The organism is Candidatus Brocadiaceae bacterium (assembly GCA_012728835.1).
GTDB lineage: Bacteria > Planctomycetota > Brocadiia > SM23-32 > SM23-32 > JAAYEJ01.
Genome location: JAAYEJ010000064.1, coordinates 24,820 through 51,314 on the forward strand (window position 1 = coordinate 24,820; position 26,495 = coordinate 51,314).

The 26,495-nt window shown below is 69.5% G+C and carries 26 protein-coding genes; 11 read left to right on the forward strand and 15 right to left on the reverse strand.

What is annotated here, in order from left to right; translation table 11 throughout:
• Positions 1 to 116 precede the first annotated feature (116 nt).
• Together GXY85_10340 and GXY85_10345 are read left to right on the forward strand one after the other, a co-directional pair.
• Entirely contained in the window at positions 117 to 1,967 is a 1,851-nt protein-coding gene (locus GXY85_10340) for a PAS domain S-box protein (protein NLW51217.1), read from the forward strand.
• Positions 1,964 to 2,617: a response regulator transcription factor gene (locus GXY85_10345; GenBank protein ID NLW51218.1), complete on the forward strand. Its 654-nt coding sequence runs from the start codon at positions 1,964 to 1,966 to the stop codon at positions 2,615 to 2,617. The genes GXY85_10340 and GXY85_10345 overlap by 4 nt, the downstream gene beginning before the upstream one ends.
• A 364-nt stretch (positions 2,618 to 2,981) precedes the next feature.
• Here the strand turns inward: GXY85_10345 and metG are convergent, their stop codons facing one another.
• The 6 genes from metG to GXY85_10375 all read right to left on the reverse strand — a co-directional run bounded on the left by metG (position 2,982) and on the right by GXY85_10375 (position 8,681).
• Entirely contained in the window at positions 2,982 to 3,332 is a 351-nt protein-coding gene (metG, locus tag GXY85_10350) for a methionine--tRNA ligase subunit beta (GenBank protein NLW51219.1), read from the reverse strand.
• Positions 3,329 to 4,444 (reverse strand): 3-dehydroquinate synthase, encoded by a 1,116-nt coding sequence (gene aroB, locus GXY85_10355; GenBank protein ID NLW51220.1) that lies wholly within the window; start codon positions 4,442 to 4,444, stop codon positions 3,329 to 3,331. Before aroB ends, metG begins: the two co-directional genes overlap by 4 nt.
• A 97-nt stretch (positions 4,445 to 4,541) precedes the next feature.
• The gene (locus GXY85_10360) at positions 4,542 to 5,342 is read right to left on the reverse strand and encodes a site-specific DNA-methyltransferase (GenBank protein ID NLW51221.1); all 801 of its coding nucleotides are present in this window, start codon (positions 5,340 to 5,342) and stop codon (positions 4,542 to 4,544) included.
• A 93-nt stretch (positions 5,343 to 5,435) separates the two neighbouring features.
• Entirely contained in the window at positions 5,436 to 5,888 is a 453-nt protein-coding gene (locus GXY85_10365) for a hypothetical protein (GenBank protein NLW51222.1), read from the reverse strand.
• A gap of 88 nt (positions 5,889 to 5,976) precedes the next feature.
• Positions 5,977 to 7,293: a TldD/PmbA family protein gene (locus tag GXY85_10370; protein ID NLW51223.1), complete on the reverse strand. Its 1,317-nt coding sequence runs from the start codon at positions 7,291 to 7,293 to the stop codon at positions 5,977 to 5,979.
• 26 nt (positions 7,294 to 7,319) lie between these two features.
• Positions 7,320 to 8,681 (reverse strand): TldD/PmbA family protein, encoded by a 1,362-nt coding sequence (locus GXY85_10375; GenBank protein ID NLW51224.1) that lies wholly within the window; start codon positions 8,679 to 8,681, stop codon positions 7,320 to 7,322.
• Between the two features lie 534 nt (positions 8,682 to 9,215).
• Here GXY85_10375 and aroF point away from each other — a divergent pair.
• Entirely contained in the window at positions 9,216 to 10,229 is a 1,014-nt protein-coding gene (aroF, locus tag GXY85_10380) for a 3-deoxy-7-phosphoheptulonate synthase (protein ID NLW51225.1), read from the forward strand.
• 29 nt (positions 10,230 to 10,258) lie between these two features.
• Here the strand turns inward: aroF and proB are convergent, their stop codons facing one another.
• A complete protein-coding gene (gene proB, locus GXY85_10385) occupies positions 10,259 to 11,362 on the reverse strand; it encodes a glutamate 5-kinase (GenBank protein ID NLW51226.1) in 1,104 nt (367 codons plus the stop codon).
• Between the two features lie 127 nt (positions 11,363 to 11,489).
• Positions 11,490 to 11,846 (reverse strand): hypothetical protein, encoded by a 357-nt coding sequence (locus GXY85_10390; GenBank protein ID NLW51227.1) that lies wholly within the window; start codon positions 11,844 to 11,846, stop codon positions 11,490 to 11,492.
• A gap of 157 nt (positions 11,847 to 12,003) precedes the next feature.
• Between GXY85_10390 and GXY85_10395 the strand changes: the two genes are divergently transcribed.
• Complete coding sequence (locus tag GXY85_10395; protein ID NLW51228.1) at positions 12,004 to 12,450, forward strand: cupin domain-containing protein; 447 nt, start codon at positions 12,004 to 12,006, stop codon at positions 12,448 to 12,450.
• 22 nt (positions 12,451 to 12,472) lie between these two features.
• Here the strand turns inward: GXY85_10395 and GXY85_10400 are convergent, their stop codons facing one another.
• On the reverse strand, positions 12,473 to 13,318 hold the full coding sequence (locus GXY85_10400; GenBank protein NLW51229.1) for a type II secretion system protein: 846 nt from the start codon (positions 13,316 to 13,318) through the stop codon (positions 12,473 to 12,475).
• Between the two features lie 227 nt (positions 13,319 to 13,545).
• Here GXY85_10400 and dnaE point away from each other — a divergent pair, with 227 nt between their 5' ends.
• Together dnaE and ruvC are read left to right on the forward strand one after the other, a co-directional pair.
• Complete coding sequence (gene dnaE / locus GXY85_10405; protein NLW51230.1) at positions 13,546 to 17,058, forward strand: DNA polymerase III subunit alpha; 3,513 nt, start codon at positions 13,546 to 13,548, stop codon at positions 17,056 to 17,058.
• Positions 17,039 to 17,509 carry a crossover junction endodeoxyribonuclease RuvC gene (ruvC, locus tag GXY85_10410; protein ID NLW51231.1) on the forward strand — a complete coding sequence of 157 codons (471 nt, stop codon included), beginning with the start codon at positions 17,039 to 17,041 and terminating at the stop codon, positions 17,507 to 17,509. Before dnaE ends, ruvC begins: the two co-directional genes overlap by 20 nt.
• Here ruvC and GXY85_10415 read toward each other — a convergent pair.
• Positions 17,506 to 17,826, reverse strand: a complete 321-nt coding sequence (locus GXY85_10415) for a hypothetical protein (protein NLW51232.1) — start codon at positions 17,824 to 17,826, stop codon at positions 17,506 to 17,508. The two genes, ruvC and GXY85_10415, sit on opposite strands and share 4 nt — an antisense overlap.
• 296 nt (positions 17,827 to 18,122) lie before the next feature.
• On the opposite strand from GXY85_10415, the gene GXY85_10420 reads away from it, so the two are divergent.
• The 5 genes from GXY85_10420 to GXY85_10440 all read left to right on the forward strand — a co-directional run bounded on the left by GXY85_10420 (position 18,123) and on the right by GXY85_10440 (position 22,072).
• Positions 18,123 to 18,881 carry a metallophosphoesterase family protein gene (locus GXY85_10420; GenBank protein NLW51233.1) on the forward strand — a complete coding sequence of 253 codons (759 nt, stop codon included), beginning with the start codon at positions 18,123 to 18,125 and terminating at the stop codon, positions 18,879 to 18,881.
• 31 nt (positions 18,882 to 18,912) lie between these two features.
• Positions 18,913 to 19,755 (forward strand): RnfABCDGE type electron transport complex subunit B, encoded by an 843-nt coding sequence (locus GXY85_10425; protein NLW51234.1) that lies wholly within the window; start codon positions 18,913 to 18,915, stop codon positions 19,753 to 19,755.
• 82 nt (positions 19,756 to 19,837) lie between these two features.
• A complete protein-coding gene (locus GXY85_10430) occupies positions 19,838 to 20,008 on the forward strand; it encodes a 4Fe-4S binding protein (GenBank protein NLW51235.1) in 171 nt (56 codons plus the stop codon).
• Positions 20,009 to 20,148: 140 nt separating this feature from the next.
• Entirely contained in the window at positions 20,149 to 20,949 is an 801-nt protein-coding gene (locus GXY85_10435) for a hypothetical protein (protein ID NLW51236.1), read from the forward strand.
• Positions 20,921 to 22,072: a hypothetical protein gene (locus GXY85_10440; GenBank protein ID NLW51237.1), complete on the forward strand. Its 1,152-nt coding sequence runs from the start codon at positions 20,921 to 20,923 to the stop codon at positions 22,070 to 22,072. Before GXY85_10435 ends, GXY85_10440 begins: the two co-directional genes overlap by 29 nt.
• A 6-nt stretch (positions 22,073 to 22,078) precedes the next feature.
• On the opposite strand, the gene GXY85_10445 is transcribed toward GXY85_10440, so the two are convergent.
• The 5 genes from GXY85_10445 to GXY85_10465 form a co-directional block, all read right to left on the reverse strand.
• Positions 22,079 to 23,155 (reverse strand): Gfo/Idh/MocA family oxidoreductase, encoded by a 1,077-nt coding sequence (locus GXY85_10445; protein ID NLW51238.1) that lies wholly within the window; start codon positions 23,153 to 23,155, stop codon positions 22,079 to 22,081.
• 86 nt (positions 23,156 to 23,241) lie between these two features.
• The gene (locus GXY85_10450; protein NLW51239.1) at positions 23,242 to 24,324 is read right to left on the reverse strand and encodes a Gfo/Idh/MocA family oxidoreductase; all 1,083 of its coding nucleotides are present in this window, start codon (positions 24,322 to 24,324) and stop codon (positions 23,242 to 23,244) included.
• Between the two features lie 130 nt (positions 24,325 to 24,454).
• The gene (locus GXY85_10455; GenBank protein NLW51240.1) at positions 24,455 to 25,033 is read right to left on the reverse strand and encodes a flavodoxin family protein; all 579 of its coding nucleotides are present in this window, start codon (positions 25,031 to 25,033) and stop codon (positions 24,455 to 24,457) included.
• Positions 25,030 to 25,761 carry a 7-cyano-7-deazaguanine synthase QueC gene (gene queC / locus GXY85_10460; GenBank protein NLW51241.1) on the reverse strand — a complete coding sequence of 244 codons (732 nt, stop codon included), beginning with the start codon at positions 25,759 to 25,761 and terminating at the stop codon, positions 25,030 to 25,032. Before queC ends, GXY85_10455 begins: the two co-directional genes overlap by 4 nt.
• Before the next feature lie 52 nt (positions 25,762 to 25,813).
• Entirely contained in the window at positions 25,814 to 26,476 is a 663-nt protein-coding gene (locus GXY85_10465; protein ID NLW51242.1) for a V-type ATP synthase subunit D, read from the reverse strand.
• Positions 26,477 to 26,495 lie beyond the last annotated feature (19 nt).

A 26,495-nucleotide genomic window follows, 5' to 3' on the forward strand; every position in this document is an offset into this window, starting at 1 on the left:
GAGGGTCGCCCCGAACGTCGGCTTGTGGTATCATTGGGGCGCCGATGCTCGCCAACGAAGATGCGACTGGCCCCACACGCCGAGTACCTCTTGCCGCACACGCGGGGGAAGCGATGGTGTCTGACCCACGTTCCCGTCTGCCTTGGGCTCCGACGCCGGACGCGGTGCAGGAGCTTCTGGGGGGTCCGCACGTCTGGCTGATGGCCCTGGACCGGGCCGGCCGGGCGCTGCTGTGGAGCGAGGGTGCCGAGCGTCTCAGCGGCTGGCCGGCATCGGACGTGGTGGGCGGCGACGCGTTCTGGGAGCGGCTGTTCCCCGACCCGCGCTACAGCGGGTTCGTGCGGGACGGCTGCCTCTGCTCGCCCGGCGCGTGCGGCCTGGAGGTGGCGATCTGCCGGCGGGACGGATCCGCCTGCGTCCTGCAGTGGCACGTGTTCCCTCCGGCCGACGGGGCGGATGGGGTGCGGCTGGTCGTCGGACACGAGAGGCGCGACCGCGCGACCGTGGTGCGCACGATCGAACACCCGGAGCGGTTCTTCGAGAAGTTCCTGGCCGGCCTGAGCGTCGGCGTCTTCCAGGTGCGCCGGCAGGGGGCGCGTCTCGACAAGGCGGCGAACCCGACCCTGGCCCGGATGCTGGGCTTCGGGAGCACCCAGGAACTGCTGGACTTCGACCACGACCTGCTGGTGCCCGCCTCCGAGCGGGCCAGGGTGGAGGAACTCCTGAACCTGCACGGCTCCGTGCGCGACTCAGAGGTTGACCTTGTCCGTCGGGACGGCACGGTGCTGCAGGCGAGCATCAATGCGCGGGTGTTGCGCGACGCCGATGGGCGCCTGCAGATGGTGACCGGCACGGTCGAGGACACCGCGGAACGCCGAGCCGCCCAGCAGGCGCTGAAGGCCAGCAAGGAGAAGTACCGCCAACTGGTGGAGGGCGTGGGCGAACCCATCCTGACCGTCGATGAGCACGGAGTGTGTCTGGCCATGAACCAGGTCGCCGCGCGCTACGCCGGAGGGGACGCGAGCACGTTCGAAGGGCGGCCGCTCCGGGACATCTTCCCCCTGGATGCCGCCAACGCCTTCCTGCGGATTGCCCGGAGCGTGATCGACACGGCCCGCCCGCAGAGACACGAGCTGCAGGTGATGCTGCAGGGGAAGGAGACGTGGCTCCAGATGCGTGCCTGCCCGGTGCGGGGCGTCGGGGGCGAGGCGCGGGTCCAGATCCTGGCGCTGGACATCACCGACCGGAAATCGGCCGAAGGCGAAGTGCTGCTCTACCAGCAACGGCTCCGCGCGCTGGCTTCCCGGCTCTCGGACACTGAGGAGCGCGAACGCCGGCGCCTGGCGGCTGACCTTCACGCCAACATCAGTCAGTCGCTGGCGCTCGCCATCATGAACCTGGGCGTCCTGCGGGGCTCGGCGACCCGGCCGCGGGAGGCCGACGGGCTGCGGACGATCCAGGACCTTGTGGAACAGGCCCTGCTGGCCGCCCGGACGCTGACCTGCGAACTGAGCCCCCCCGTGCTGTCGGAACTCGGCTTCGAGGAGGCGCTGGAGTGGCTTGCGGAGATCACCGGCGAGCGGTACGCCCTGGCCGTGCGCGTGGAGCACGACGGCCTGCCCCTGGTTATCTCCGAACACGCCCGGACCGTGCTGTTCAAGGCCGTCCAGGAACTGCTGACCAACGTGGGGCGGCACGCCGCGGCCAGGGAGGCGGTTGTGGCAGTGCGGGCGGACGCCAGCGACGTGGTGGTGAGCGTCAGCGACGATGGCTGCGGGATGCGCGAGGGCTCGGACGCCGCCCGGCCGGCCCGGGGAGGCGGATTCGGCCTCTTCAACGTCAGGGAGCAGATCCGGCAGCTCGGGGGCGCGGTCCGCGTGCGGTCACGGCCGGGTGAGGGCACGTGCATCCTCCTGACGCTGCCTCTGCGCGATGCCGAGGCCGACGGCCAGGGAGCGCCCGCATGAGCATCCGAATCCTGCTGGTGGACGACCACAAGATCATGCGGCAGGGGCTGCGCGCCCTGATCGAGAACGAGCCGGACCTCAAGGTCGTGGGGGAGGCCGCCAACGGCCGCGAGGCCGTCGGCATCGCCCGGACATGCCTGCCCGAGGTCATCCTGATGGACGTGGCCATGCCCGAACTGAACGGTGTGGAGGCCACCCGGCAGCTCCGCATGGCCATCCCGGCCAGCCGCGTGGTGGCCCTGTCCATCCACCACGACCGCCGGTTCGTCACCCACATGATGCGCGCCGGCGCCTCCGGCTACGTTCTGAAGGGCTGCAGCTTCGAGGAACTGGTCCGGGCGGTGCGGGCCGTGGCCGGCGGGCACACCTACCTGACCCCCGCCGTGGCCGGCGCGTTGGCCGAGGGCTATGCCGACGCCCTGGCCTCCCGCGGCGATCTGCGCAGCGGCCAGCTCAGCCCTCGCGAGCGCGAGGTGCTTCAACTGCTCGCCGAGGGCCTGAACACAAAGGAGGCCGCCGCCCGCCTGGGCATTCAGCCCAAAACGGTAGCCGTCCACCGCCACCGGATCATGCGCAAACTGGGCGTGGACACGGCGGCCGAGATGGTCAGATGGGCCATTCAGGACGGCCTGACGTCCATCGGGACGTGATGAAAAGGCCCCACATCGATGGCAGCTATACGGATGTTTTGTAAATAATTATTTACACGGTTTTGAATAAACAGCCAATTGCGCGAGGCCCCTCCGTGCCGTATTCTACCGGTGCTTGACGGAGGCAAGCCTGGACTGGCACCTGGGCCCCTCCGGCGGGCTCTGGACCTTTGGGACCTGATCGGCCGGCTTCGGCCGGTCGTGCTTGGGCATACACCGTTGGCAGAAGGGTCCATAGGCAGCCGGGGTGAGGCCGGGCAACCGGCCGGAATCCTCGGAGAGGATGGATCTCGGCGACTCTCCGGGGAGGCGGATTGGCTAACAGGGGCAGCCGATCCGCCACCACCCCGCTGTTCGCGCCCGCTCAGAGCACGGTCGAGCCGGGCGCCACGTCCGCATCGGGCGTCAGCACCGACACCGTCTCGCCGTCCTGTGCCGCCAGCAGCATGCCGTTGCTGGCCACGCCCCGCAGTTGCGCCGGCTCCAGATTCGCCACCACGACGACCCGCCTGCCTTCGAGCTGTTCCGGCCTGTAGTACGGCTTCAGGCCGGCCACAAGCGTCCGCGGCGTCTCCTCGCCCAGGTCCACACGGATCACCAGCAGCTTGTCCGCGTTCGGATGGTCTTCGACTGAGAGCACCTTGCCGACCTTCAGTTCCACCTTCTTGAAGTCCTGATAGCTGATCATCGCCTCGTCCCCGTTTTCTGTGGTCATTGCGGTCCGCCGGCCGGAGCCAGCACTTCGCGTGTCGCCGCCCGGATCATGTCCTCCGGCACGTCCTCGCGCGCCGTCCACTCCCCGATGCCGCTCAGCAGCACGAAGCGGTTGCGGCCGGTCACGAACTTCTTGTCGTGTGCCATGTGTCCCTGCACGCGGTCGATGTCCAGTCCGGGCGCCCGTGTGGGCAGGCCGGCCGCCGCGATGACCGCTTCGAGCCGTTCCCGCACGTCCGCACCGCACAGGCCGCTGTCGACCGACAGCCGCGCGGCCGCCATCATGCCCACCGCCACGGCTTCTCCGTGCGTCAGCCGGCCGTCAGCGGCCTTCTCGACGGCATGGCCGATCGTGTGGCCGAAGTTCAGGCAGATGCGTACGCCGCGTTCCTCCCGCTCGTCCTGGCGCACGACGGCGGCCTTGACACGCACGTTCCAGGGCACGAGCCGCACCAGCAGGTCGGCGTCCGGATCGGCCGCGTCCTTCGCGCGGTCCTCCAGGAGTTCGAACAGCTTCCCGTCCAGCACGGCGCCGTGCTTGATGATCTCCGCCAGCCCCGAACGCACCTCCCGCCGGGGCAGTGTGCGCAGCGTGCCCACGTCGGCGTAGACAAGGCGCGGCTGGTGGAAGGCCCCCACCAGGTTCTTGCCCTCCGGCAGGTTGACCGCCGTCTTGCCGCCCACACTGCTGTCGACGGCGGCCAGGAGCGTCGTCGGCACCTGCACGAAGTCAACGCCGCGACGGAACGTTGCCGCTGCGAACCCGCCCAGATCGCCCACGACGCCTCCGCCCAGAGTGACGACGAGCGGCTTGACGGACGGATCGGGCGCAGACTGCGCCAGGTACCTGACCGCCCGGCAGAAATGGTCCAGGTCCTTGTGTGCCTCGCCGTCGGGGATGTCGTGCCGGCCAACGCTGGCGGCGCCGGCCTCGGCCAGGCTTCGCGCGACGGGTGCATAGTAGTGCGCGCCGACGACCGGGCTGGTGAAGACGGCGACGTTGGCCCGAAGGAGCCCGCGCCGTGCCAGTTCCGGGCCGAACTGGTCGAGGATGTCGCACCCGACCACGACGTCGTAGGACCGTCCGCCCAGCTCTACGTGTACCGTCTCCATGGCGTTCGCCCTTCCGGCAGAGAGGCCAGGTCGAGATGGTAGCCTTCCGGCTCGCCATCGTCAACGGCGGCGCCCGGGCGGCCGGGCGTCGGCGGTGTCAGAACAGCGGGCCGGGCCGCAGCCGCCGGTGCGCAATCGCCACGTACTGCGGGTCCTTCTCGAAGCCCACGTAGCGGCAGCCCAGGCGAACGGCCGCCGCCGCCGTCGTGCCCGTGCCCAGGAACGGGTCCAGAACAACCAGCGGCGGGGCCTCCCGCAGGCCGTGCAGCCGGATGCACATCTCCGGCAGTCTGTCCGGGAACGCGGCCGGGTGCGCCTTGGCCTCCTGGACGGTTTCATAGGGGATATACCAGGTGTTGCCGCGGTCCCGGATGTCGCGTCCGGCGGCCTTCCAGCGCCCGATGTTGCTCTTGTCCTGATAGGGGACGCCGATGGCCAGCTTGTCGAGCGGCACCCGGCCGGCGCGCGAGAGGTGGAAGATGTACTCCTGGCAGTTGTTGAGGAAGCGCGGGCTGTTCACCGGCTTGTAGTGGCCCATGTTGACGCCTTCCTCGGGGGCGGCGATGGACTTGACCCAGTGGATGGTGTTCTGGAGGCGCAGCCCGGCGGCCAGGAAGCGCTCCACGATGCGCAGGGAGCGGAGTTCGTCGGAGGGCCGGTCGCCCACGTTCAGGAAGAACGAGCCGTCCGGCCGCAGGACGCGCCGGCACTGCTCGGCCACGCGCCCCATCCAGTCGAGGTACTCGCCGAAGGGCATGTCGTCGCGATGGGTGTTGTAGCGGATGCCGATGTTGTAGGGTGGCGAGGTCACGATCACGTCGATGGCCTCGTCGGGCAGGCGCGCCGCCATGCCGTCCACGCAGTCCTGACAGAACACGCAGTCGACGAATTCACACATAGGCGTCACCGCAGGACCCGCGAGAACACAAGGGGCCCCCGTGACCTGGCGGCCTTCGCGGGCAAACGTCCCTTGTGTCTCCGAGCCCGCCCTTCATTCGAGCGGCGCCTGGTCCGGTTCTTCGGCCGGGGGCGGCGGGGCGTCTGCGGGCGTTGGCAAGGGCGTGGTGCCGCAGTAGCGCTCCGTGAAGCCCAGCAGGCCGACGCGCAGCCGCCACTGGAGCACCGGGGGCCCGCCCGGCGTGCGCGGAGCGATGACCTCGCCCTCGGCGGCCGCCCAGGGGAGGCCGTGCGTGCTGACCACGACCGACGGTGCGGGCGGGTCGCCGCGCCAGTCGGCGTGCGCCTGCACCCAGGCCAGGTCCCTGCCGACCATGCGCACGGCCTGGCGCACGGAGGTGACCTCCGGTCCGGCCGCCAGTTCGGCATGTGGCGTTGCGTACATCAGGAGCAGCACGGACGGCACCAGCAGCACGACGAGCGTCAGAACCAGCAGGATGATCAGACAGCCGAGTTCCGAGCGGCCATTGCGATCCTCTTCGCCCATGACGGCGTCCTCCCGAAAGAGCCGACGTCCCATCCCATCCCATACCACCGCCGCCACTTACGACCCGCCCGCCCACGGTCGAGGGCGGTCAGCCCTGGGCGGCCAGCTTCAGCCCGCCCACCATCAGGGGCGGGGCGCAGGTGCCGCCCAGCCAGCGGGCCTCGCTCCCGACTGCCTCCAGTTGCCTGAGGATTTCGTAGACGTTGCCGGCGACCATGCAGTCCTTCACGCGGCCGACGACGCGGCCGTTCTCGACCAGGAAGCCCAGGTCGAGGTTGACGCTGAACTCGCCGGCCAGCACGTTGCTCTGGCCGCTGCCGAGCGTCTGGTCCACGACGACGCCGCGCTTCATGCCGGCGATCATGTCGTCGAGCGACGTGTCGCCGGGGGCGACGATCACGTTGCTGGAGGACGGCACCGGGCGGCTGGAGTAGCCCCGGGCGGCGTTGGCGCCCGGCTCCACGCCCAGCAGGGCGGCCGTCTGCAGGTCGGTGCGGAACGTCTTCAGGACGCCTCGGTCGAACAGGTGCGTGCGGCGCGCGGGCAGTCCCTCGTCGTCGGTGGCGCGTGTTCCGGCCGCAAAGGGCACCGTGGGGTCGTCGGTGAGGGTGATGCGCGCGTCGAGTATCTGCTCGCCCAGCCGGCCGCGCAGAACGCTGGAGCCCTTGTGGACGTGCTTGCCGTTGAGGGCGACCGAGAGCGGGGCCAGCAGGTTGCCGAGGGCTTTGGGGGTGAAGATCATCGGCATGGCCTCCAGTCGCGCGGGCACGACGACGGAGGCGTCCCGCATCTTCTGCAGGGTCTCCCTGGTCAGGTCGGCCACGGAGTCGATCACGCGACCGGAGGTTGTGTATTCGTAGACCTGGAGGAAGCCGGCCTCGGAGATCTCCTGGATGCCGACGCTGGCGGACATGCTGGTGGCCCGCTGCCGGACGTCGAGCCCGGCGGAGTTCAGGATTCGCTGGCTCCCGGTCGCCCGCGACACGCCGCAGCCGTAGAGGTATTCGGGGCTGGCCCGGAGGCTCATCTCGAGTCCCTCGCGGCCCATCTCAACCAGCCGGGCGGCCTGCACGGCCGGGACGTCGTCGTCCCACGTGGCGGGGGCCTCGATGCCGGCGGGCTGTGTGGGGAACGCGAAGCGGGCCTCGTCGCCGAACTCGGCGCTGGCCCCGGCCATGTCGACCAGGCGGGCGGGGTCGCGCAGGTCGGTCGTGGAGGCGAACCCGATGCGGCCGTCGCGGATGACGCGCAGGCCGATGCCGCGCACCTGCACGGTGGTGATTTCCTTGAGACGGTTGTCCTCGAAGCTGACCTCGATGGCCTCGCTGGTTTCCTCGAAGACCTCGGCATGGCCGAAGCGCTTGGCCGCGGCCTCCAGGATGGCTTCTGCTGCGCCGTCTGTCATGGGATTCCTCGTTGGAAGGGCCGGCCTCAGCGGCCGCCGATGACCACGTTGCGTATGCGGCAGTGGGGGCCGCCGTCGCCGACGCGCAGCGGGCTCTGGCCGCCCTTGCCGCAGCCTCCGAGGCCGCCGTGCATGCGGAAGTCGTTGCCCAGGCAGTCGATGTTCCGGAGCGTCTGGAACACGTTGCCCGTCAGCACCACGTCGCGGACCTTCTCGGCGATCTTGCCGCCGCGGATGCGGTAGGCCTCCTCGGCGCTGAAGGTGAACATCTCCATGTTCGTCTGTCCCCCCAGCATGCCCACGCAGTAGAGGCCGTCGTCGGTATCGGCCAGCATCTCCTCGAACGGCGTCTCTCCGGGCTCCATGAACGTGTTGGTCATGCGCACGATCGGCGGATGGCGGTAGGAGATGGCGCGGGCATTGCCCGTGGGCGCCTCGCCCATCTTGGCGGCCGTCTCGCGGTTGTGCAGGCGGCCGGTCAGGACGCCGCCCTCGATCAGCGGCGTGCGCGAGCCGGGCACGCCCTCGCTGTCGAAGGCGATGAAGCCGGCCTCGCCCTGCCGCGAGCCGTCGTCGATGATGTTGAGGAACTCGGGGCCGAACCGCCGCCCGATCTGCATGATCTCCTTCAGGCGGGGGTTCTCATACAGGAAGTCGGACTCGCTCAGGTGCCCGAACGCCTCGTGGACGAACACGCCGCAGAGCTTCGGATCGACGATGACGGTGTAGGTGCCGGCCTCGACCGGCCGGGCGTCGAGCGATTCGACCGCGCGGCGGACCGCACGCTCGCAGTCGGCCTCCATGGCGGTCACCTTTGCGAACCCGCGCAGGTCGCCGTTGGACTCGAACGCGCGCTGGATGTTGGAGCCGTCGACGGCGATGGCGCCGACGAGTGCGCCGCAGAAGACGTATTCCTGCTCGATCAGGCTGCCCTCGGAGCTGGCGAACCAGGAGGTGCCGCGGCTGTCGCGGTAGACCACCATGCTCGTCTGCACGCGTGCGCTGCCCAGTATGAGGCGGTTGTAGCGCTCGCACATCCGCTGCTTGTCTTCCAGCGGGACGTCGGCCGGATCGCTCTCCACCTGCGTTCGGTAGGTCTGCCGCACGGGCTCGACGGGTGCCAGGGCGAACTTCTGCCCGCCGACCAGCTCCGCCTGCCGGACGGCCATGCGGGCATAGCGCTCCACGTCGTCCAGATCGTTGAACGTGGCGAAGCCCCATCCGCCGTTCTTGAGCACGCGCACGCAGCCGCCGCGCGACGTGCGCTCGCCGATGTCCTCCAGCTCGCGGCCGGAGTAGTTGATGCTGGTCGAGGTGCCTTCGTGGATGCGCGCGTCCGCGTAGTCGGCCGGCAGACTCGCGCACAGCTCCCGGAGCTTCTCTTTCATGTTCTCTCACTCACAAGGGGCGCGGCCCGCATCCGGCGCCGCCGGGCCCGGGCGCGTGTCACAGGCCATTGTGCCCGCTGGGGCGCGTCGAATACAAGTGCTGCTCGGCGCGAGAACGTGCGCACACGGCCGTGGCTCTCGCTGTGGTTGCCTTCCGGGCTCCCGGCGTGAACGCCGCCCCCGCCGTCTCCCCGCGTCCACGCCAGACATTTTGTTCAACGGCCGCGAACAGACAGGAAGTGCGAGGGTTGACACCGTCGTCGGCCGGCGGTATCATTGGGCGTGTGACGGAACTTACAGTCTCCGCACGGGGCAGGCTCGACATGGAGCACATCGACCGGCACGGTTGGTCCGCGGTTCGCCCGACGGGGGCGTCCTGCGGTGGTGGTGTGTTCTGGTATTTCTATTTTACGCTCCGTTGAGGAGGCTGCTTCCGGGCACATAGCCTGAGACGGCGAGAAGACCCGAGCCCCGAAGTCAGCCGACTTCGGGGCTCTTTTTTTGTGCCCTGACCATAGCAGAAGGAGACATGCCATGATCATCGTCATGCAGCCGACAGCGAGTGAGGACGAGGTGCAGCACGTCGTCGAGCGCGTCGAGGAGGCCGGCCTGGAGGTTGTGCGCCTCCGCGGCGAGAAGCGCAACGTCATCGCCGCCATCGGCGACCGCCGCGATCTGGTTACCGACCGCTGGCTCGCGCTGCCGGGGGTCGAGCGCGTCGTGCCCATCCTGAGCCCCTACAAGCTGGCCAGCCGGGAGGCCGCACCGGGCGCCACGCCGGTGCGCATCAACGGGAGTGTGCTGGGAGGCCGCGCCGTGCAGGTCATCGCCGGGCCCTGCGCCGTGGAGGACTACGATTGCACGCTGCGCATTGCACGTTGCGTGAAGGCCGCCGGCGCCGTGGGCCTGCGCGGAGGCGCCTACAAGCCGCGCACGAGCCCCCACAGCTTCCAGGGGCTGGAGGAGGACGGGCTGAAGATCCTGCACGCGGTCGGGCAGGAGGTCGGACTGCCGATCATCACGGAGGTGCTCAGCCCCGACCAGGTGGATACGGTCTGCCGGTACGCCGACGTGCTGCAGGTAGGCGCCCGCAACATGCAGAACTACTCGCTCCTGAAGGGGCTCGGCCGCATCGACAAGCCCGTGCTGCTCAAGCGGGGCATCAGCGCCACGGTGGACGAACTCCTCCTGGCTGCCGAGTACATCCTCAAGGGCGGCAACCCGCGCGTGATCCTGTGCTGCCGCGGCATCCGCACCTTCGAGGACCACATGCGCTACACGCTCTCGCTGGGCACGGTCGCCCACCTGAAGGAGGTGACGCATCTGCCCGTGATCGTCGACCCGAGCCATCCCGCAGGGCGTCGCAGCCTGGTGGCGCCGATGGCGAAGGCGGCGGTGGCGTGCGGGGCCGACGGCCTGCTGATCGAGGTGCACCCCGCCCCGGAGACCGCGCCGGTGGACGGACGCCACACCCTGACCTGCGAGGGCTTCGAGACGCTGATGGGCGAGCTGCGCCTGGTAGCGGAGGCGGTGGGGCGGACGATGTGAGGCAGCCGAAGGCTGGGCCGAGGATCCCGTTAGCTCAGCAAGGCCATATTGTCCCGGTGTACGACCTCATCGTAGTGCTTGTACCCGAGTATCTTCTCGATGCGGCTGGTATGGCAGCCGCGGATTCGTTCGATCTCGTCGCGCGAGTAGTTGCAGAGGCCGCGGGCGATTTCGCCACCGGTGGGGCCCTTGATGCGCACAACGTCGCCGCGGGTGAACTCGCCTTCGACCGCCGTCACTCCGCTCGGCAGAAGGCTCTTGCCACGTGCGGCCAGCGCCGCCTGGGCGCCGGCGTCGACGTGGACGGTGCCCCGTGGCCGGCTCGTGAACCGAAGCCAGCGTTTGCGGCTGCTCAGCCGATCCGGCGCCGGCAGGAATAGCGTGCCGAGCCGTTCACCGCTCATCAGCCTTGGCAGCACGTCGGGCAACCGGCCGTCGGCGATGACGGCCGCTTCACCCGCTTCGGTCGTCACGCGGGCGGCCTCGATCTTGCTCCGCATCCCTCCGACGCCGAGAGCGGTCTTCTCGTCAAAAACCAGCCCCCGCACCCTGTCGTCGACGCGCTCGACGACCTCGAGCACGTCCGCCGGCCGGCCCGCCCCCGGTGGCTCAAGACACAGCCCCGGCGCGGAGGTGAGCAGCACCAGCAGCTCGGCGCGGATCAGATGCGTCAGGAGCGCCGCCAGCCGGTCGTTCTCCCCGAACTGGATCTCGGCCGTGCTGATCGTGTCGTTCTCATTGACCACCGGCACGCAGGGCAGCTCGAAGAGAGCGTGGATCGTATTGCAGGCGTTCAGATAGCGTTCGCGGCTGTCAAAGTCGTCGTGCGTGAGCAGGATCTGGGCTGCGTGGAGGCCGTGGCGGCGGAAATGGCGCTCATAGTGGGCCATCAGGACGCCCTGGCCGACGCTGGCGGCCGCCTGGCTCATCGGCAGCGTGGCCGGCCGTCTCTTCAGGCCCAGTTCCGCCATGCCGCAGCCGATGGCGCCGCTGGTCACCAGGGCGACCTGCCGGCCTTCTCGCATCAACGCTGCGATCTGGCCGGTCAATGAGGCAATGCGATCCTCACCCAGCGCCGTCCCCGGGCCGCCCAGAACGTTGGTCCCTACCTTGACGATGACACGGCGGGCCATGCAGACGTGCCTGCGTCTGAGTTCTGCGGGGTCGGACAAGGGGATGCCTCCTCTGCGCGGGCGAAAGGCGGTCAGTCTATGCCAAATCGACGCGGCCATTCAAGATTCGCAAGGGCCGCTCCGGAGGCTACTCGGGGTAGCGCAGGTGGAACTCCGGAGAGCCCGTCAGCGGCCAGAGCACGGCGAAATGGTGGAGCAGGTCGGCAAGCGCCAGGCCGGCGCCGACGATCATGAGCCCGCGGCCGAGACGCCCCGCGCGGCAGAAAAGCCCGGCAGTGAACAGCAGAACACCGATGTAGCCGTGGTGGATGCGCCAGCCGAACGTGAAGGCGGCCATCCAGCCGGTGCTCTCAGCGGCCGTCATATGGGCGGCGAAGCGAAGGAGACAGGTGAGTGCTTCGATCGCAAGGGCGAGCAGGACGCCGGCCCACAGCGCCTGACGAAGGGACAGACGGGAGAGCCATTCCGCTGCCTTGCTGAGCATATCCGGCTCCTCGGCGGATCGGACGCGAAACCACACGGCCAGGGCCGGCGCGCGCGGTAGTTGCATTACGGCGGGCCGGCGCGCTATAGTCTGGCCGATCGTCCGGTGCCGTATCTCCTGATTATACGCGAGACGGACGGACCGCCAAATGAGAAGCATGACGAAGTGGGGAGTCCTGGTCGCCGCCCTTTCGCTCTGCCCGGCAGGCTGCCTGACCCCGCGGCAGCAGGCGGAGCTGGATGTGTTCCCTCGGAACCGCGTCTTCCATCCCGGCGACGTGGCCCCGCTCGGTCCGGAGCGCAGCTCGTTCCTGGGGGAGTACGACAGCGGGGCGGGGCAGAACATCTGCATCCTGCAGCTTGCGTCGAGCACCCGGCTGCAGAAGCGCTACCACACCGGCAGCGATCTGACGATGGTCGTGGTGCAGGGGACGGGGGTCGTGCAGGTCGAGGAGACCCGTTACCGTGTCGAGCCGGGTTCGGCCGTTCTGCTGCCGCGCCTGACCGCCTACGCGGTCCTGCCCGATGCGGGGGAGACGGAGTTCAGGGCGCTTCTGGTCTGCTCGCCGCCGTTCCGGGGCCTGGACGTGGTGGTGGAGGAGTAGGGGGGCCGGCCGCCGTCGGCGCCTACGAGTCCGCGGTCGGCGTGGGCCGGCAGTGTTCCTTCCAGCCGTCGCCGGTCGGGCCGCTCAGATACACGGCATGGTGGGCGCCGAGGTTGACGACATGGTCGGTGGGCTTGAGGTCCTCGCTGGTGTGGTAGAAGCAGCGCACCACGGGAATGCAGGTGCCGTAGGCTTCCGCCTTGCCGTAGCCCTTCATCTCGACGACGGTCTTCTGCTCGCGCCATGAGACGACGCCGTCGCCGTTGCCGCCCAGGGTGGCCCGGTCGGCGTCGTTGTTGTCGGCCCAGTAGCAGCGGGCGACGCTGAACTCGTAGATGTAGGAGCAGGCCTCGATGGACTCGTTGCGCAGCTTGTAGGGTTCGATGGATCGGCGCAGGCCGGGGATGCGGACCTTGTAGCCTTCGCGCGTGATCGTGAAGGCGGGCTGTGTGCGCCATTGCGGCACGGTATAGGTCCAGTTGTCCTCGCCGGTCCGGTTGATGGCCAGGTCGTCCGTCTCGCGGAATTGGCCGCTGTACGGCGGGTCGTGGGACTTGTTGTAGTAGCAGTCCCAGGGGGGCTTGCCGCCCTCGGTGCCGTCGTAGGGATCGCCGGGGCAGACGTAGACCTTCTTCTGGTCGATGAACTCCGGGTACAGGCTGCTCAGCCAGGGGCACTCCACCCGGTAGGCGAGGAGGTACATCTCCTTGGCCTTGGCGATCTGCTGCAGGTTGTTCATGCAACTGGTACGCCGGGCGCGATCGGTGGCGGACTTCAGCGCGGGCATCAGCAGTGCGGCCAGGATCGCGATGATCGTGATGACCACAAGGAGTTCGATCAGTGAGAATCCCTGTCTCCGCGGTGTCATGGCAGCGCCCTTCGGGTATGCACGGGCCGGCCGTGCGGTGCCAGAATCTGTACCTTTCTGCGCTTTCCAGTCTAATGGAAGTGCCGGCGCGCTGCAAGGGGTGCGGGCGGCTGCGCGGCTCGGCCGCCTCGGCTTGACGCGTGCGGGCCACGTCCTTAGAATTGGGCGGTCCGACCCGCGGGCGGGCGCGCAGGCGCGCCGCCGCTGACCCGAAGGGGGTGCACAGGATGTCTGCTCCGTCTTTCTGCCACCTGCACGTGCACACCCAGTACAGCCTCCTGGACGGCGCCTGCCGCATCGCCCCCATGGCGGAGGCGGCCGCGCGCATGGGCATGCCGGCCGTGGCCGTGACCGACCACGGCAACATGTACGGCGTCGTCGACTTCTACAAGGCCATGCGGGCGGCGGGCGTCAAGCCGATCATCGGCTGCGAGGTCTATTACACGCCGGGCGACCGCCGCGCGCGCGAGCGCGGCACCGGCGCCGACGGGCTCTCGCACCTGACGTTGCTGGCGGCCGACGCGACCGGCTACGCGAACCTGCTGAAGCTGGCCAGCCTGGCCTATCTGGAGGGGCTCTACTACAAGCCGCGGGTGGACTGGGAGCTGCTCGCGGACTGCGCCGAGGGGATCGTGTGCCTGAGCGGCTGCCTGCAGAGCCGCCTGAACCAGTTCCTGCTGCGCGGCGCACACGACGCGGCCGAGCGGTGGCTGGGCGACCTGCGCGGCCTGTTCGGGCCCGAACGCCTCTACGTGGAGGTGCAGGACCACGGCATCCCCGAGCAGAGAGAGGTGCTGAGCCCGGGCGTGGAACTGGCCCGGCGGCTGGGCATCCCGCTGGCGGCGACCAACGACTGCCACTACCTGGAGGCGGCCGACGCCTCGTGGCACGACGTGCTGCTGTGCATCAGCACCCGCACGACGCTGGACGACCCGAACCGGCTGCGCATGTCCAGCGAGCAGTTCCACTTCAAGTCTCCGGAGGAGATGGCCCGGACGTTCGCCGACCTGCCGGAGGCGCTGTCGAACACCGTGCGCATCGCCGAGATGTGCAACGTCGAGCTGGACGTCGGCCGCAAGTACCCGGCCTTCCGCCGGGAGGGCACCGACCCGGAGGAGCACGCGGCCCTGCTCCGCCGCCTGGCCGAGGAGGGGCTGCGGGAGCGCCACGGTGAGCTGTCCGACCCGATGCGCCAGCAGCTCGAATACGAGCTGTCGGTCATTGAGAAGATGGGCTACGTGGACTACTTCCTGATTGTCTGGGACCTGATCCGGTTCGCCCGGGAGAACCGCATCCCGGTGGGGCTGCGCGGCAGCGGCGGCGGCAGCCTGGTCGTGCACGCGCTGCGGATCGGCGACCTGAACCCGCTGGACTACGACCTGATCTTCAACCGTTTCCTGGACCCCGAGCGCAAGGAGGCGCCGGACCTGGACATCGACGTGTGCGAACTGCGGCGGGGCGAGCTGATCGACTACGTGCGCGGGCGTTACGGCAGCCAGAGCACCGCCCAGATCATCACCTTCGGCACCCTGAGGGCCCGCAACTGCGTCCGCGACGTCGGGCGCGTCCTGGGCATGGAACTGAAGGAGGTGGACAGGATTGCGCGGCTGATGCCGCAGGCCCCGAAGCAGACGATCGAGAACGCCCTCGAGGGCGCCCCCGAGCTGGTGAAGATGGCTCGTGAAGACCAGGCGGTCGGCCGCCTGCTCGACTACGCGCGCAAGATCGAGGGGCTGCCCCGGCACGCGAGCACCCACGCCGCCGGCGTCGTGATCGGCGATCGACCCCTCTGGGAGATGGTGCCCCTGTGCCGTCTCAGCGAGGGCGAGGCGATGACGCAGTGGTCCATGGACGAGCTGGCCGCCGTGGGCATGCTCAAGATGGACTTCCTGGGCCTGCGCGCCCTGACGATCGTCGACAAGGTCTGCCGCGTGATCCGCCAGAGCGGCCGCCAGGCGCCGGACCTGCGCGTGGGCATGCTCGACACGAACGATGCCGCCACCTACCGCCTGATCCGCGAGGGCCTGACCCAGGGCGTCTTCCAACTGGGCAGCGGCGGCATCCGCCGCCTGCTCAAGCGCCTGGAGCCGAGCTGTCTGGAGGACCTGATCGCGGCCGTGGCCCTCTACCGGCCCGGGCCGCTGCAGAGCGGCATGGTGGAGGACTTCATCAACCGCCGGCACGGGCGCGAGCAGATCTCGTATCCCGACCCGGCCTTCGAGCCCATCCTGAAGCCCACCTACGGCGTGATCGTCTACCAGGAGCAGATCATGCGCATCGCCCAGCGGATCGCCAGGATGCGCATGGGCGACGCCTACACGATGATCAAGGCGATCGGCAAGAAGGCCGAGGCCGTCATCCAGCGCTACTGCGAGCAGTTCATCACGGGCGCGGTCGAGAACGGCGTGGACCGGGGCACGGCCGAGGAGATATTCGGGCTGATCCTCCACTTCGCCGGGTACGGCTTCAACAAGGCGCATGCGGCCGCCTACGCCTACCTGTCGTTCGTGACCGCCTACCTGAAGGCCCACCACCCCACCGAGTTCATGGCGGCCAGCATGACGTGCGAGATGGACAAGACGCACGAGGTGGTGGCCCTGATGGAAGAGGCGCCGCGGCTGGGCATCGAGGTGCTGCCGCCCGACATCAACGAGAGCGGGGCGGAGTTCACGCCGGTGGCGCCGGGCAAGCTGCGCTTCGGGCTCGGGGCGGTCAAGAACGTCGGGGCGCGCGCCGTCGAGAGCGTCATCGCCGCGCGGGACGCCGGCGGCCCGTTCCTGAGCCTGTTCGACTTCTGCGAGCGCGTGGACCCTCACGAGGTCTCCCGCGGGGCGCTCGACGCGCTGATGAAGGCCGGCTGCTTCGACGGCCTGCCCGGCAGCCGGGCCCAGCAGATGGCGCTGCTGGACACGGCGATCAAGGTGGGCACACGCGCCCGCAAGGACCGGCAGTCCGGCCAGGCCAGCCTGTTTGCGGACGTCTCCGAGCCCGACCCCGACAAGCGTATGGCCGCCAACCTGCCGGACGTTCCGCCGCTCTCGCCCCGGGAACTGGCGCGCCAGGAGAAGGAGGCCCTGGGCCTCTACGTGCGTTGCGACCCCCTGGTGGAGCACCGCGGGCGCCTGGCCCGGTTCTGCACCGCGCTGAGCGACGAGCTGGCCTCCCTGCCCGACGAGCGCGAGGTGGTCGTCGGCGGCCTGATCGAGGAGGTCAAGCGCCGCACCACCCGTGCCAAGGACCCCATGGCGGTCCTGAAGGTGCTGGACATCCACAACTCGCTGGAGTGCGTGTTGTTCCCGCGCGCCTTCGAACGCTTCAGCGACCAGGTGGTGGAGGGCGCCGTTCTGCTGTTCGCGGGCCGCGTGAGCCACACCCGCGCCACCAGCGTGCAGGTCGAGGAGGTCATCGCCATCGAGCAGGCCCAGGCGCGTCTGGCCGAGGGCGTGCGCATCCGGCTGCCGGCCGACGAGGCCGACGGGGCGGTCTGGCGCCGGCTGCGGGAGGTGCTGGAGCGCCATCCGGGGCGGGCGCCCGTGCACGTCGAGCTGGTGGCCCAGGAGTTCCGGCTCCTGGCCCGCGTCGCCAACGGGTTCACGGTCGATGCCTCCGAGCCCCTGGCCCGGGAGATCGAGGAGGTGGCGGGGGAGGGCTCCGTGCGGTTCGACATCCGCTCCGGGCTGGGGCGCGACCGGGCCCCCAACCGCTGGAAGGGGAAGCGCGATGCGCATACTGGGCATTGACCCCGGCACCCGGGTCTGCGGCTATGCCGTCATCGAGGTGAACGGACCGGATGCCCGTGCGGTGGACTACGGTGTGGTGCGGGCCGGGGGGGATTCACTGGCCCGGCGCCTCCAGGCGGTCCATGACGGCCTGCGGACCATCATCGACCGCTTCGGTCCCGGCGTGGCGGCGCTGGAGGGGGCCTTCTTCGGCAAGAACGCTCTGTCGGCGCTCAAGATCGGCGAGGGGCGCGGCGTGGCGCTCCTGGCGGCGGCCGAGGGCGGGCTCGAGGTGATCGAGTACGCGCCGGCCGAGGTCAAGAAGGCCGTCACGGGCAACGGCCGGGCGCAGAAGGGCCAGGTGCAGCAGATGGTGCGCGTCCTGCTGAATCTGCCGGAGATTCCCCAGCCGGAAGACGCCGCCGACGCGCTGGCGATCGCCCTGTGCCACTTCCACCGTCTGCCGCGCTAATCGTCGGCATTGCGGGGCGGTTCCTCGGGCCGGACGGGTGCGGCGTCTCGGGCCATGCCGTCGTCGGCCTGGTGGCTGATGAGCGCCACGACTTCGTTCACGCCGTTTCGGTCGAGCATGCCGACCAGTTCGAGGACCTTCTCGGGCTCGCCGCGGACGGTGTAGAAGATCACGTTGTCGCGCCGGAACGCCTGCATGCCCGGCACGACGGCCGAGACGCCGTAGGTCGGCACCAGCGCACCGGCCGGTTCGCTGCCCTGTGGTTCGGGGAGCGGGTCGGCGGGCGGCTTCTGCGGCTTTCTGGGTTTGCGGGACATGCGATCGCGTCCGTTCGCCCCTTGTCGGCGGGCCGCCGGGGACTGCCTTTGCGGCCCCATTGCCCGAAAGGTGCATTATATCGGTGCCATGCGCCGCCTGCAAGGCTCGCGGGAGGCCGACGCCCGGGTGCGCGCCGGCGGGGCTGTCACGATGGGCTCGCAGGCCGGGGGCGGCTCGTTGGTTGCGACGCGGGGGCGGCCATGCGATAATGGAGCGGCGGCCCGATGTAGGGAACCGCAGACCCCATTCTGCATCCAACGGCGCGGTTTGGCCGCGCGTCAGGTGATTTCCAGCGATGGCGATGAAGGCTCTGATTTCGGACATCCACGGCAATCTCGAAGCGCTCGAAGCCGTGTTGAGGGAGATACGCCATCAGGGCATCGACGAGGTCTGGTGCCTGGGCGATGTCGTGGGCTACGGTCCGAACCCGGTCGAATGCGCGGACCTGATCCGGAAGAACTGCTCCCTGGCCCTGATGGGGAACCACGACTGGGCGCTGCTGAACAGCCCGGTGGGGTTCAACACGCTGGCCACGGCCATGATCTACAAGACCAAGGAGTGGATGCGGATCACCGACAGTTCGACGGAGCAGGACAAGGAGCGCTGGGACTTCCTGTCCCAGCTCCCGCTCAGCGCCGAGGTCGACGGCATGTTCCTGGTTCACGCCTCCCCGCGGGCCGAGCTGAGCGAGTACATCCTGCCGTCCGACGTCTCGCACGACCCGCAGAAGTTCGAAGAGATCTTCAGCATGATCGACCGCGTCTGCCTGGTCGGGCATTCGCACGTGCCCTGCTGCATCACCGAAGGCCTGGGAGTGTCGACCGTGCGGGGCGAGAACGTGACGATCGAACTGGACGACCGCAAGCGCATCATCAACATCGGGTCGGTCGGCCAGCCGCGCGACGGGGACAACCGCGCCTGCTTCGTGACGCTGAACGACGAGATCCTCCGCTACTCGCGCGTCCCCTACGACTACCGCCGCACCATGGAGAAGATCACGAAGCTTGGCGAGGAGTTCCAGATGCTCGGCTACCGGCTGGGGCTGGGACGTTGAGTCCGCCTGTGGCGCCTTGGGAGCACCCATCATGGTTCTGACTGCCGTCGCGTCGATGCTCGTGCTGGGAGTCCTGTTCGGGTTCGGGCTGTCCATCGCGGCGCGCCGGCTGCGTGTGGACGAGGACCCGCGCATCGAGCGCGCACTGGCCGCCCTGCCGGGCGTCAACTGCGGCGCCTGCGGCTTCTCCGGCTGCCGCGGCTACGCCGAGGCCATCGTGGGCGGCGAGAAGGTGACCTTGTGCACGGCCGGCGGGCCGGGCGCCGCGGCCGTGCTGGCCGAACTGATGGGTGTGGAGGTGGACGCCACGGTCCGGCGCCGGGCCGTCGTGCACTGCCGCGGCGGCGCCGACTGCTGCGGGGACGCCTTTGACTACGTCGGAGAGCCGGACTGCCGGGCCGCGCAGTTGATCGGCGGAGGGCCGAAGTCCTGCGCCTACGGGTGCCTCGGGTTCGGCACCTGCGCGTCCGTCTGTCCGTACGGAGCCATCACGATGAGCGAGCAGCGCCTGCCCGTCATCGACGCCGACAAGTGCACCGCCTGCGGGCTCTGCGTCCGCGCCTGCCCCCGCAGGATCCTGTCGCTGCTTCCGGTGCACTATACCACCTACCTGGGCTGCGCGTCGCGTGAACGCGGCAAGACCGTCAAGGCCGTCTGCTCGGTGGGCTGCATCGGCTGCGGCCTCTGCGCGCGCAAGGACCCGAACGGCGCCATCGAGATGGTCGACAACCTGCCGGTGCTGGACTTCGAGAAGGCGGGAGGCGACTTCTCGGCGGCCGCCGAGGTCTGCCCGACGCACTCCTACGTGGTCGAGGCGCACGCGGTCGCGCCGGCCGATGCGGGGCCGGCTGAGCGCCAGGTTCAGCCGGTGTGAGCATCCCCTTGACACCCTGCCCGTCGGATGGCCTAATGGCGGCGTTGGGCCGGTCTCATTCACAGTTCTCAAGGAGGTTCTCATGGTCGTCGTAGACGAACAGGAATGCACGGGCTGCCAGACGTGCGTGGACGTGTGCCCCGTCGGCGCGATCTCGATGGTCGACGGCGTCGCCCACATTGACCCCGAGGAGTGCAGCGGGTGTCTGGCGTGCGTCGAGGAGTGCCCGGTCGAAGCCATTTCAGAGAAATAGGCTTCTGCGTTCCGGACATGCGCGGGCCGGGCGGGTCAGCCCCTTCCGGCCCGTTTCTTTCGGGGCGCCCTGCCGTCCCTGAGCCTTCGCCGGCGGGGCATACGCGCAGCAGGCGCACAGGCATCTCCCGGGGTCGCCGCATGGGCAGTGTCCATCTGCTTGTCCTTCTGATGCTCTGCATCCCGTCGGCCGCGCAGGCCGGCACGGCGCCGCCCCCGCAGCGCATCTGCAAGACGGGTCCGGACACCTACCGCATCGGCAGCGTCGACCTGGACGCCGCCCGACGCGAGATCCGCTGCAGCGGCCGGGTCAACATGGCCGAAGGGGGGCCGATCGAGCTTCTGGCCTGCCTCCCGCACGGGAAGACGCACGAGACCGTCCTCACGCTGGACCTCGTGCCCATGGACCTGCAGCTCTCCCTGCTGCTGCTCGGCCTCTCGCCCGGCCGGAACCCGGCCGTCCACTATCGCCCCGGAAGCCCGTCCGCGCAGCGTCCGCCCGGCGACACGGTGCTGTTGTCCGTCCAGTGGCGCACGCCCGGGGACGACGGAGCGGAGCCCGCCGTGCGGACGGTGCCCGCCGAGTCGCTGCTCCTGAACGTCCAGACGGGGAAGCCGGCCGCCGGTGTTCGCTGGGTCTTCCTGGGCAGCCGCCTGGCCGAGGGCCGCTTCGGGGCCGACCTGGACGGGTCGATCATCACGACGTTCCACGACCCCCTGGCCATCCTGGAGATCGCCGAGGAGACGGCCAACGACGACATCTACTACAACGCCAATGCCGACCTGTGCCCGCCGGTGGGCACGCCCGTCGTGCTGATCATCCGGGTCCCGCCGGCCGAGGACGCCCCGGCCCAGGGCCCCAGGGACGAACCGTCCCGGGTGCCCCCCGTTCCCGAAGAGAAGGAGGAGCATCATGCGCAGGACGTCGAGGGTGGTGGTTAGCGTGGCCCTGCTTCTGACGATGGCGGCGGCCCGGGCTCCGCAGCGCGATCCGTCGATGTTGCTCGAGTCGAAGGCCGCCATGGCGCGCGGGCTGGCCTATCTGAAGGGCGCCCAGCGCGAGGACGGCTCGTTCCAGGGCCATCCGGCGATCACCGCCCTGGCGGTGACCGCGATGGTCGGCAGCGGCGACCCCGACCACGGCCCGCGGAGCCCCCACGTCGCCCGCGCGCTGGGCTACATCCGGGCACATGCCCGGCCGGACGGCGGCATCTACGCCGGCATGTACCCCAGCTACAGCACGAGCGTCTGCACCATGGCGCTGGTGGAGGCCGGGCTGCCGGAGGACCGCGAACTGCTTGCACGCGCGCGCACGTTCCTGCTGGGCGCCCAGGCGGACGAGAGCGAGGGCGTCGGCCCGGAGAACATCCAGTACGGGGGCTGGGGCTATGAGAGCCAGGCCGGCCAGGACGAGATGCACCGGGCCGACCTGTCGAACACGCAGTTCGCCCTCGAGGCCATCCGCGCCCTGGAGGCCATCGCCGAGGAAGACGCCGCGGCCGCCGGGACGGGGCGGGGCGAGCAGACGCGTACGGAACTGGCCTACGAACGCGCCATCACTTACCTGTCGCGTTGCCAGAACCTGGAGGCGACCAACGATCAGCCCTGGGCCGGAAACGACGGGGGCTTCGTCTACCGGCCCGGCGAGAGCAAGGCCGGCGAGGACCCCGACGGCGGCCTGCGCAGCTATGCCGGCATGACCTATGCCGGGCTGAAGAGCATGATCTACGCGCGCCTGCCGCGCAACGACCCACGCGTGGTGGCCGCCTGGGAATGGGCCTGCCGGCACTGGGACGTGACCCTGAACCCGGGCCTCGGCGAGCAGGGCCTCTACTACTACTACCTCACGATGGCGCGGGCGCTCAACGCGATGGAGGAAGAGGTCATCGTCGATGCCGCAGGCCGACGCCATGATTGGCGCGTCGAGCTGACGGGCCAACTCCTCAAGATTCAGCGGGCGGACGGCTCGTGGGCCAACGAAAACGGCCGCTGGATGGAGCAGATGCCGGAGCTGGTGACCGCCTACAGCCTGCTGGCGCTCCAGCACGCCGGACGCGGCTGGTGAGGCCCGTCAGCGAGCACGCCGTTTCGGGAGCGGGTTCTGTCGGCGGCATTCTTCGATGACGGCGATCTGCCGGCGGACCTGTTGCGGTGTGATCACCAGCGGCGCGCCCTCCGTGAGCGCTTCGTGCAGACGGTTGTAGAAGATGCGGGCCATCACCGGGAACATGTTCGCCTTGCTCTTCGGCACGGTCCAGGTCTTCTCGACCCAGGGGAGTTCTTCGCGGCACCACTTGCGTCCCGGCAGGGGAGTGCGGCTGAGCGCCTGCTTCGGCGCCTTCTCCGGCCGGTAGTAGCGCCACTTCGCCTCGCCCCGAGTGGCGACCAGGCCGCCGAGCGTGCCGTAGACCTTGTACAGGAAGGGCGACGGATAGGCGGCGCAGTGGGAGATCTCCAGGTCGATGGTGGGGCGGTTCCTGCCCGTCAGGAGCACCTTGACGTGGTCGTCGGCGTCGCCGAACGGGTTGGCGCGGTCCATGGCGCACTTCACCTCGGGCATGCCCTTGCCGTAGAGCTGCAGGAGCTGATCCAGCATGTGCGCGCCGGTGTTGAGCAGGCAGCCGCCGGCATACTCCTGCAGAACCTGCCAGTCCCACCGCCGGGAGAACGTGTTGACCACGACCTTGATCATGACGATCCGGCCCAGAACGCCGGAATCGATCACCTTGCAGACCTGCGAGTAGTAGGGGGCGAACCGCGACTGCTGGTAGATGGCCAGCAGCCTGCCAGCCCGCTTCGAGGCCGCGATCATCCGATCCACGTCGCGCACGGTCGGCGCCAGGGGCTTCTCGCAGAGCACGTGAAGGCCCGCCTTGAACGCGTCGAGCGTCATGGGCAGGTGCAGATGGGACGGCGCGGCGATGACGGCCAGGTCCAGGTCGTCCCGTTCGAGCAGGCGGCGGTGGTCTTCGTAGGCGTCGACCTTCAGGTCCTTCTCGGCCTCCGCCCGCATCTCGGCCACCGGATCGGCGACGGCGACGACCTGGTAGCGGCGGTCCCGCCGGATGTGGTGGACGTGGATGTCGTAGCCGCTGCGACCGAGCCCGATGATGCCGACGCGGATGGGGTCCCGCTTCGCCTTTGCCATGGCGTCTGCTCCGCAGAAGGGAAGGGCCGGCGGGGGCATGGGCCGCCGGCCCGAAGACGAACACTCATCCTGGCTATGGTGCGGCCTCAGACGCCCCAGCCCCGCCGCTTCGAGAGCGGGTTCTGCCGGTGGCACTCCTCCATGACGGCGATCTGCCGGCGCACCTGTTCGAGGGTGACGATCAGCGGCGTCCCCTCCGTCAATGCGTTGTAGAGCTGGGTGTAGAACGCCTTCGCCATGGTCGGGAAGAGGTGCGCCCTGCCCTTGGGCACGGTCCAGGTCTTCTCGACCCAGGGCAGCTTCTCCCGGCAGTACTGGCGCCCTTCGAGCGGCGTGCGGATGAGCGTCTGCTTCGGCGCCCTAACCGGGCGGAAGTACTTCCACTTCGCCTCGGTCGTCGTCGCCGTCAGGCCGCCCTTCGTGCCATAGACCATGTAGGTGTAGGGCGAATAGGCGGCGCACGAGGAGATCTCCAGATCGATGGTCGGGCGGTTCTTGCCGGTCAGCAGCACCTTCACATGGTCCTCGGCGTTGCCCCACGTGTTGGCCCGGTCCATGATGCACTTCACTTCGGGCTTGCCGTCCCCGAAGAGCTGGAGCACCTGGTCCATCGGGTGCGGGCCCGTGTTGAGCAGGTTTCCGCCGTGGTTCTCCTGCAGCGTCTGCCAGTCCCACCGGCGGGCAAACCCGTTGAAGGCGCACTTGATCATCACGATGCGCCCGAGCACGCCGGAGTCGATGACCTTCTTCACCTGCTCGAAATACGGGGCGAAGCGCGACTGCTGGTAGACGGCCAGCAGCTTGCCGGCGCCCTTGGCGGCGCGGATCATCCGGTCCACGTCGCGCACGGTGCGTGCCAGCGGCTTCTCGCACAGTACGTTGTGGCCGGCCTTGAACGCCTCGAGGGCGATCGGCACGCGCAGGTGCGATGGCGAGGCATTGACCACGAGGTCAAGATCATCGCGAGCCAGCAGGTCGGCGTGGTCCGCGTAGCCGTCCGCCCCCAGTTCGTTCACGGCGTCCGCGCGCTGCCGTTCCAGGGGGTCTGCGACGGCGACGACCTTGAAGCGCCGATCCGTCCGCAGGTGCCCAACGTGAATGTCGTACCCGCTGCGTCCCTGTCCGATGACGCCGACCCGAATCTGCTTTCGCTTCTTCGCCTTCGCCATGGTCTCAGCTCCCGATGGTCTGCGGCGCCGTTCCTGGGCAGCGGGACGGCGCGCGGTCAGAGAACCCACAAAAGCGCCCGGAGTATGGCACAGTCGCCGGGCCGATGCAAACGGCCTGCCGGCCCCTGCGCTATGCGCCGACGTCGCCCAGCAGCTCGGCGGCCGCCGTGCGCGCATCGGCCAGGTACTCCGGGCGGGCACGCACGAGGGCGTCGGGCGCGTCCACGCCGCCGTAGAAGCGGCTGACGGCGCACGCCATGTTCAGGCACGACAGCCACGTCTTGACGATCGTCAGCGTGCACCGGTAGTAGCGCTCGCGGTCCATTGCGCCGACACACAGGAACATGCCCCGGCGGCGCGCCCGGGGCCCCTGCTTGAGCCGGTAGGTGCGCACCCAGTGGGCCTGGAAGCGGTCGACCAGCACCTTCAGGTGGCCCGGCAGGGACGTGAAGTAGAGCGGCGCCGCCACCACGACGTGGTCGGCGGCGTCGAAGCGGGGGTACAGGTCCTGCATCTCGTCCCGGATGACGCACCGGCCCGTTTCCCAGCACGCGTTGCACGAACGGCACGGGGTGATGGACATCCGATACGGGTAGAGGACGGAGACGTCGGCGCCGCGCTCGCGCAGGGCGTCCAGCGCGGCCTCGAGCACGGCGTCGCTGTTTCCCTCGCGCCGTGCGCTGCCGGCAACGGCCAGAACGGTGGTCATGGTTGCGTCTCCTCCGGCGGGGCGGCGGCATAGGGGGTGGGGTCCGGCACACCGGCGTCGGCGAACCCTCGGGCGCGCAGACGGCAACTGTCGCACCGCCCGCAGGCGCGGCCGTGGGAATCGGCGTCGTAGCAGCTGATCGTCAGGGAGTAGTCCACGCCAAGGCGGATTCCCGTGCGGATGATATCGGCCTTGGTCATGCCGATCAGCGGCGCGGCGATCTGCGTGGGGCGCCCCTCGACGGCGCGCTTCGTGGCCAGGGCGGCGAGGCGTTCGAATGCTTCGATGAACGCCGGCCGGCAGTCCGGGTAGCCGCTGTAGTCCACCGCATTGACGCCCACGAAGACGGTGTCGGACCCCGTCACCTCCGCGCAGGCGAGCGCGAAGGCCAGGAAGATCGTGTTGCGCGCGGGCACGTAGGTGGGGGGGATGGCCGGCGCGGTGTCGTGGGCCGACCGACCCGCCGGCAGGGGAGCGGCCGGGTCCGTCAGCGCGGAGCCGCCCAGTTCGGCGATGGGCAGGTCCAGCACGCGGTGCTCGACGGCGCCGAGGGACGCGGCGACGAGCCGGGCGGCCTGGAGTTCCACCTCATGCCGCTGGCCGTAGCGGAAGCTCAGCGCGCGGCACTCGTAGCCCCGGTGGACGGCCACGGCCAGCGCGGTCGCCGAGTCGAGCCCGCCGCTCAGCAGCACGACGGCCCGCCGCCCGGATGTGTTGTCGTTCGCCATGTGCCTCCGGCTCCATGCAGGCACCGGCCCTCCTCGCGCCGTCGCCCTGCGCCTACCCGACCCCGGCGTGCCGGGCGGGGAGTTCCTCTCGCTGGCGGGCGGCGCGCATCTCCTTGATCTTCATCAGGCGCACCGTGTTGCCGCGCTCCAGTTCCTCCAGCTTGCTGCGGATGGTGCGCATGGCTTCGCGCAGTTGCGGGATCATGACGTATTCGAGCGCGTTGACGCGTCGGCGCGTGCGCTCGATCTCGGCGATGAGCAGCCAGACGGCGTGCTCCATCTCGGCCAGTTCGATGATGCGGGGCACGAAGTGCCGGAGCCCCTCGACGGCTTCGTCGAACTCCACGGCCGTCTGCAGGAGGCTGTAGCCGCCGGCGGACTGGATGCGGGGTTCGATGACCGGCACGTTCACGCCCGTGATGTTGCGCGTGGTCACCGTCAGGCCGATCTCGCTGCGGCTCTGCTCCAGCGCGGCCTCGACGGCGCCGGGGGCGCTGCACAGCCCTGCCAGCACGAAGCCCTTGAGCACTTCGGGAAACTCCGCATCGAAGGCCCGACGGGCCGTTTTGTAGCGGTCCAGGAGGCCGAGGAACTCCTTCATCATGCCGTCAAGCTTGTCCTTCAGCAGGCCGTGTCCGCGCGTGGCCGTGGCCAGGCGCGAGCGCACCTGCAGCAGCGCCATCCGGGTGGCCGTCACGTTCATCTGCTGTGCCATCGCGAGGTTCCTTCCCCGG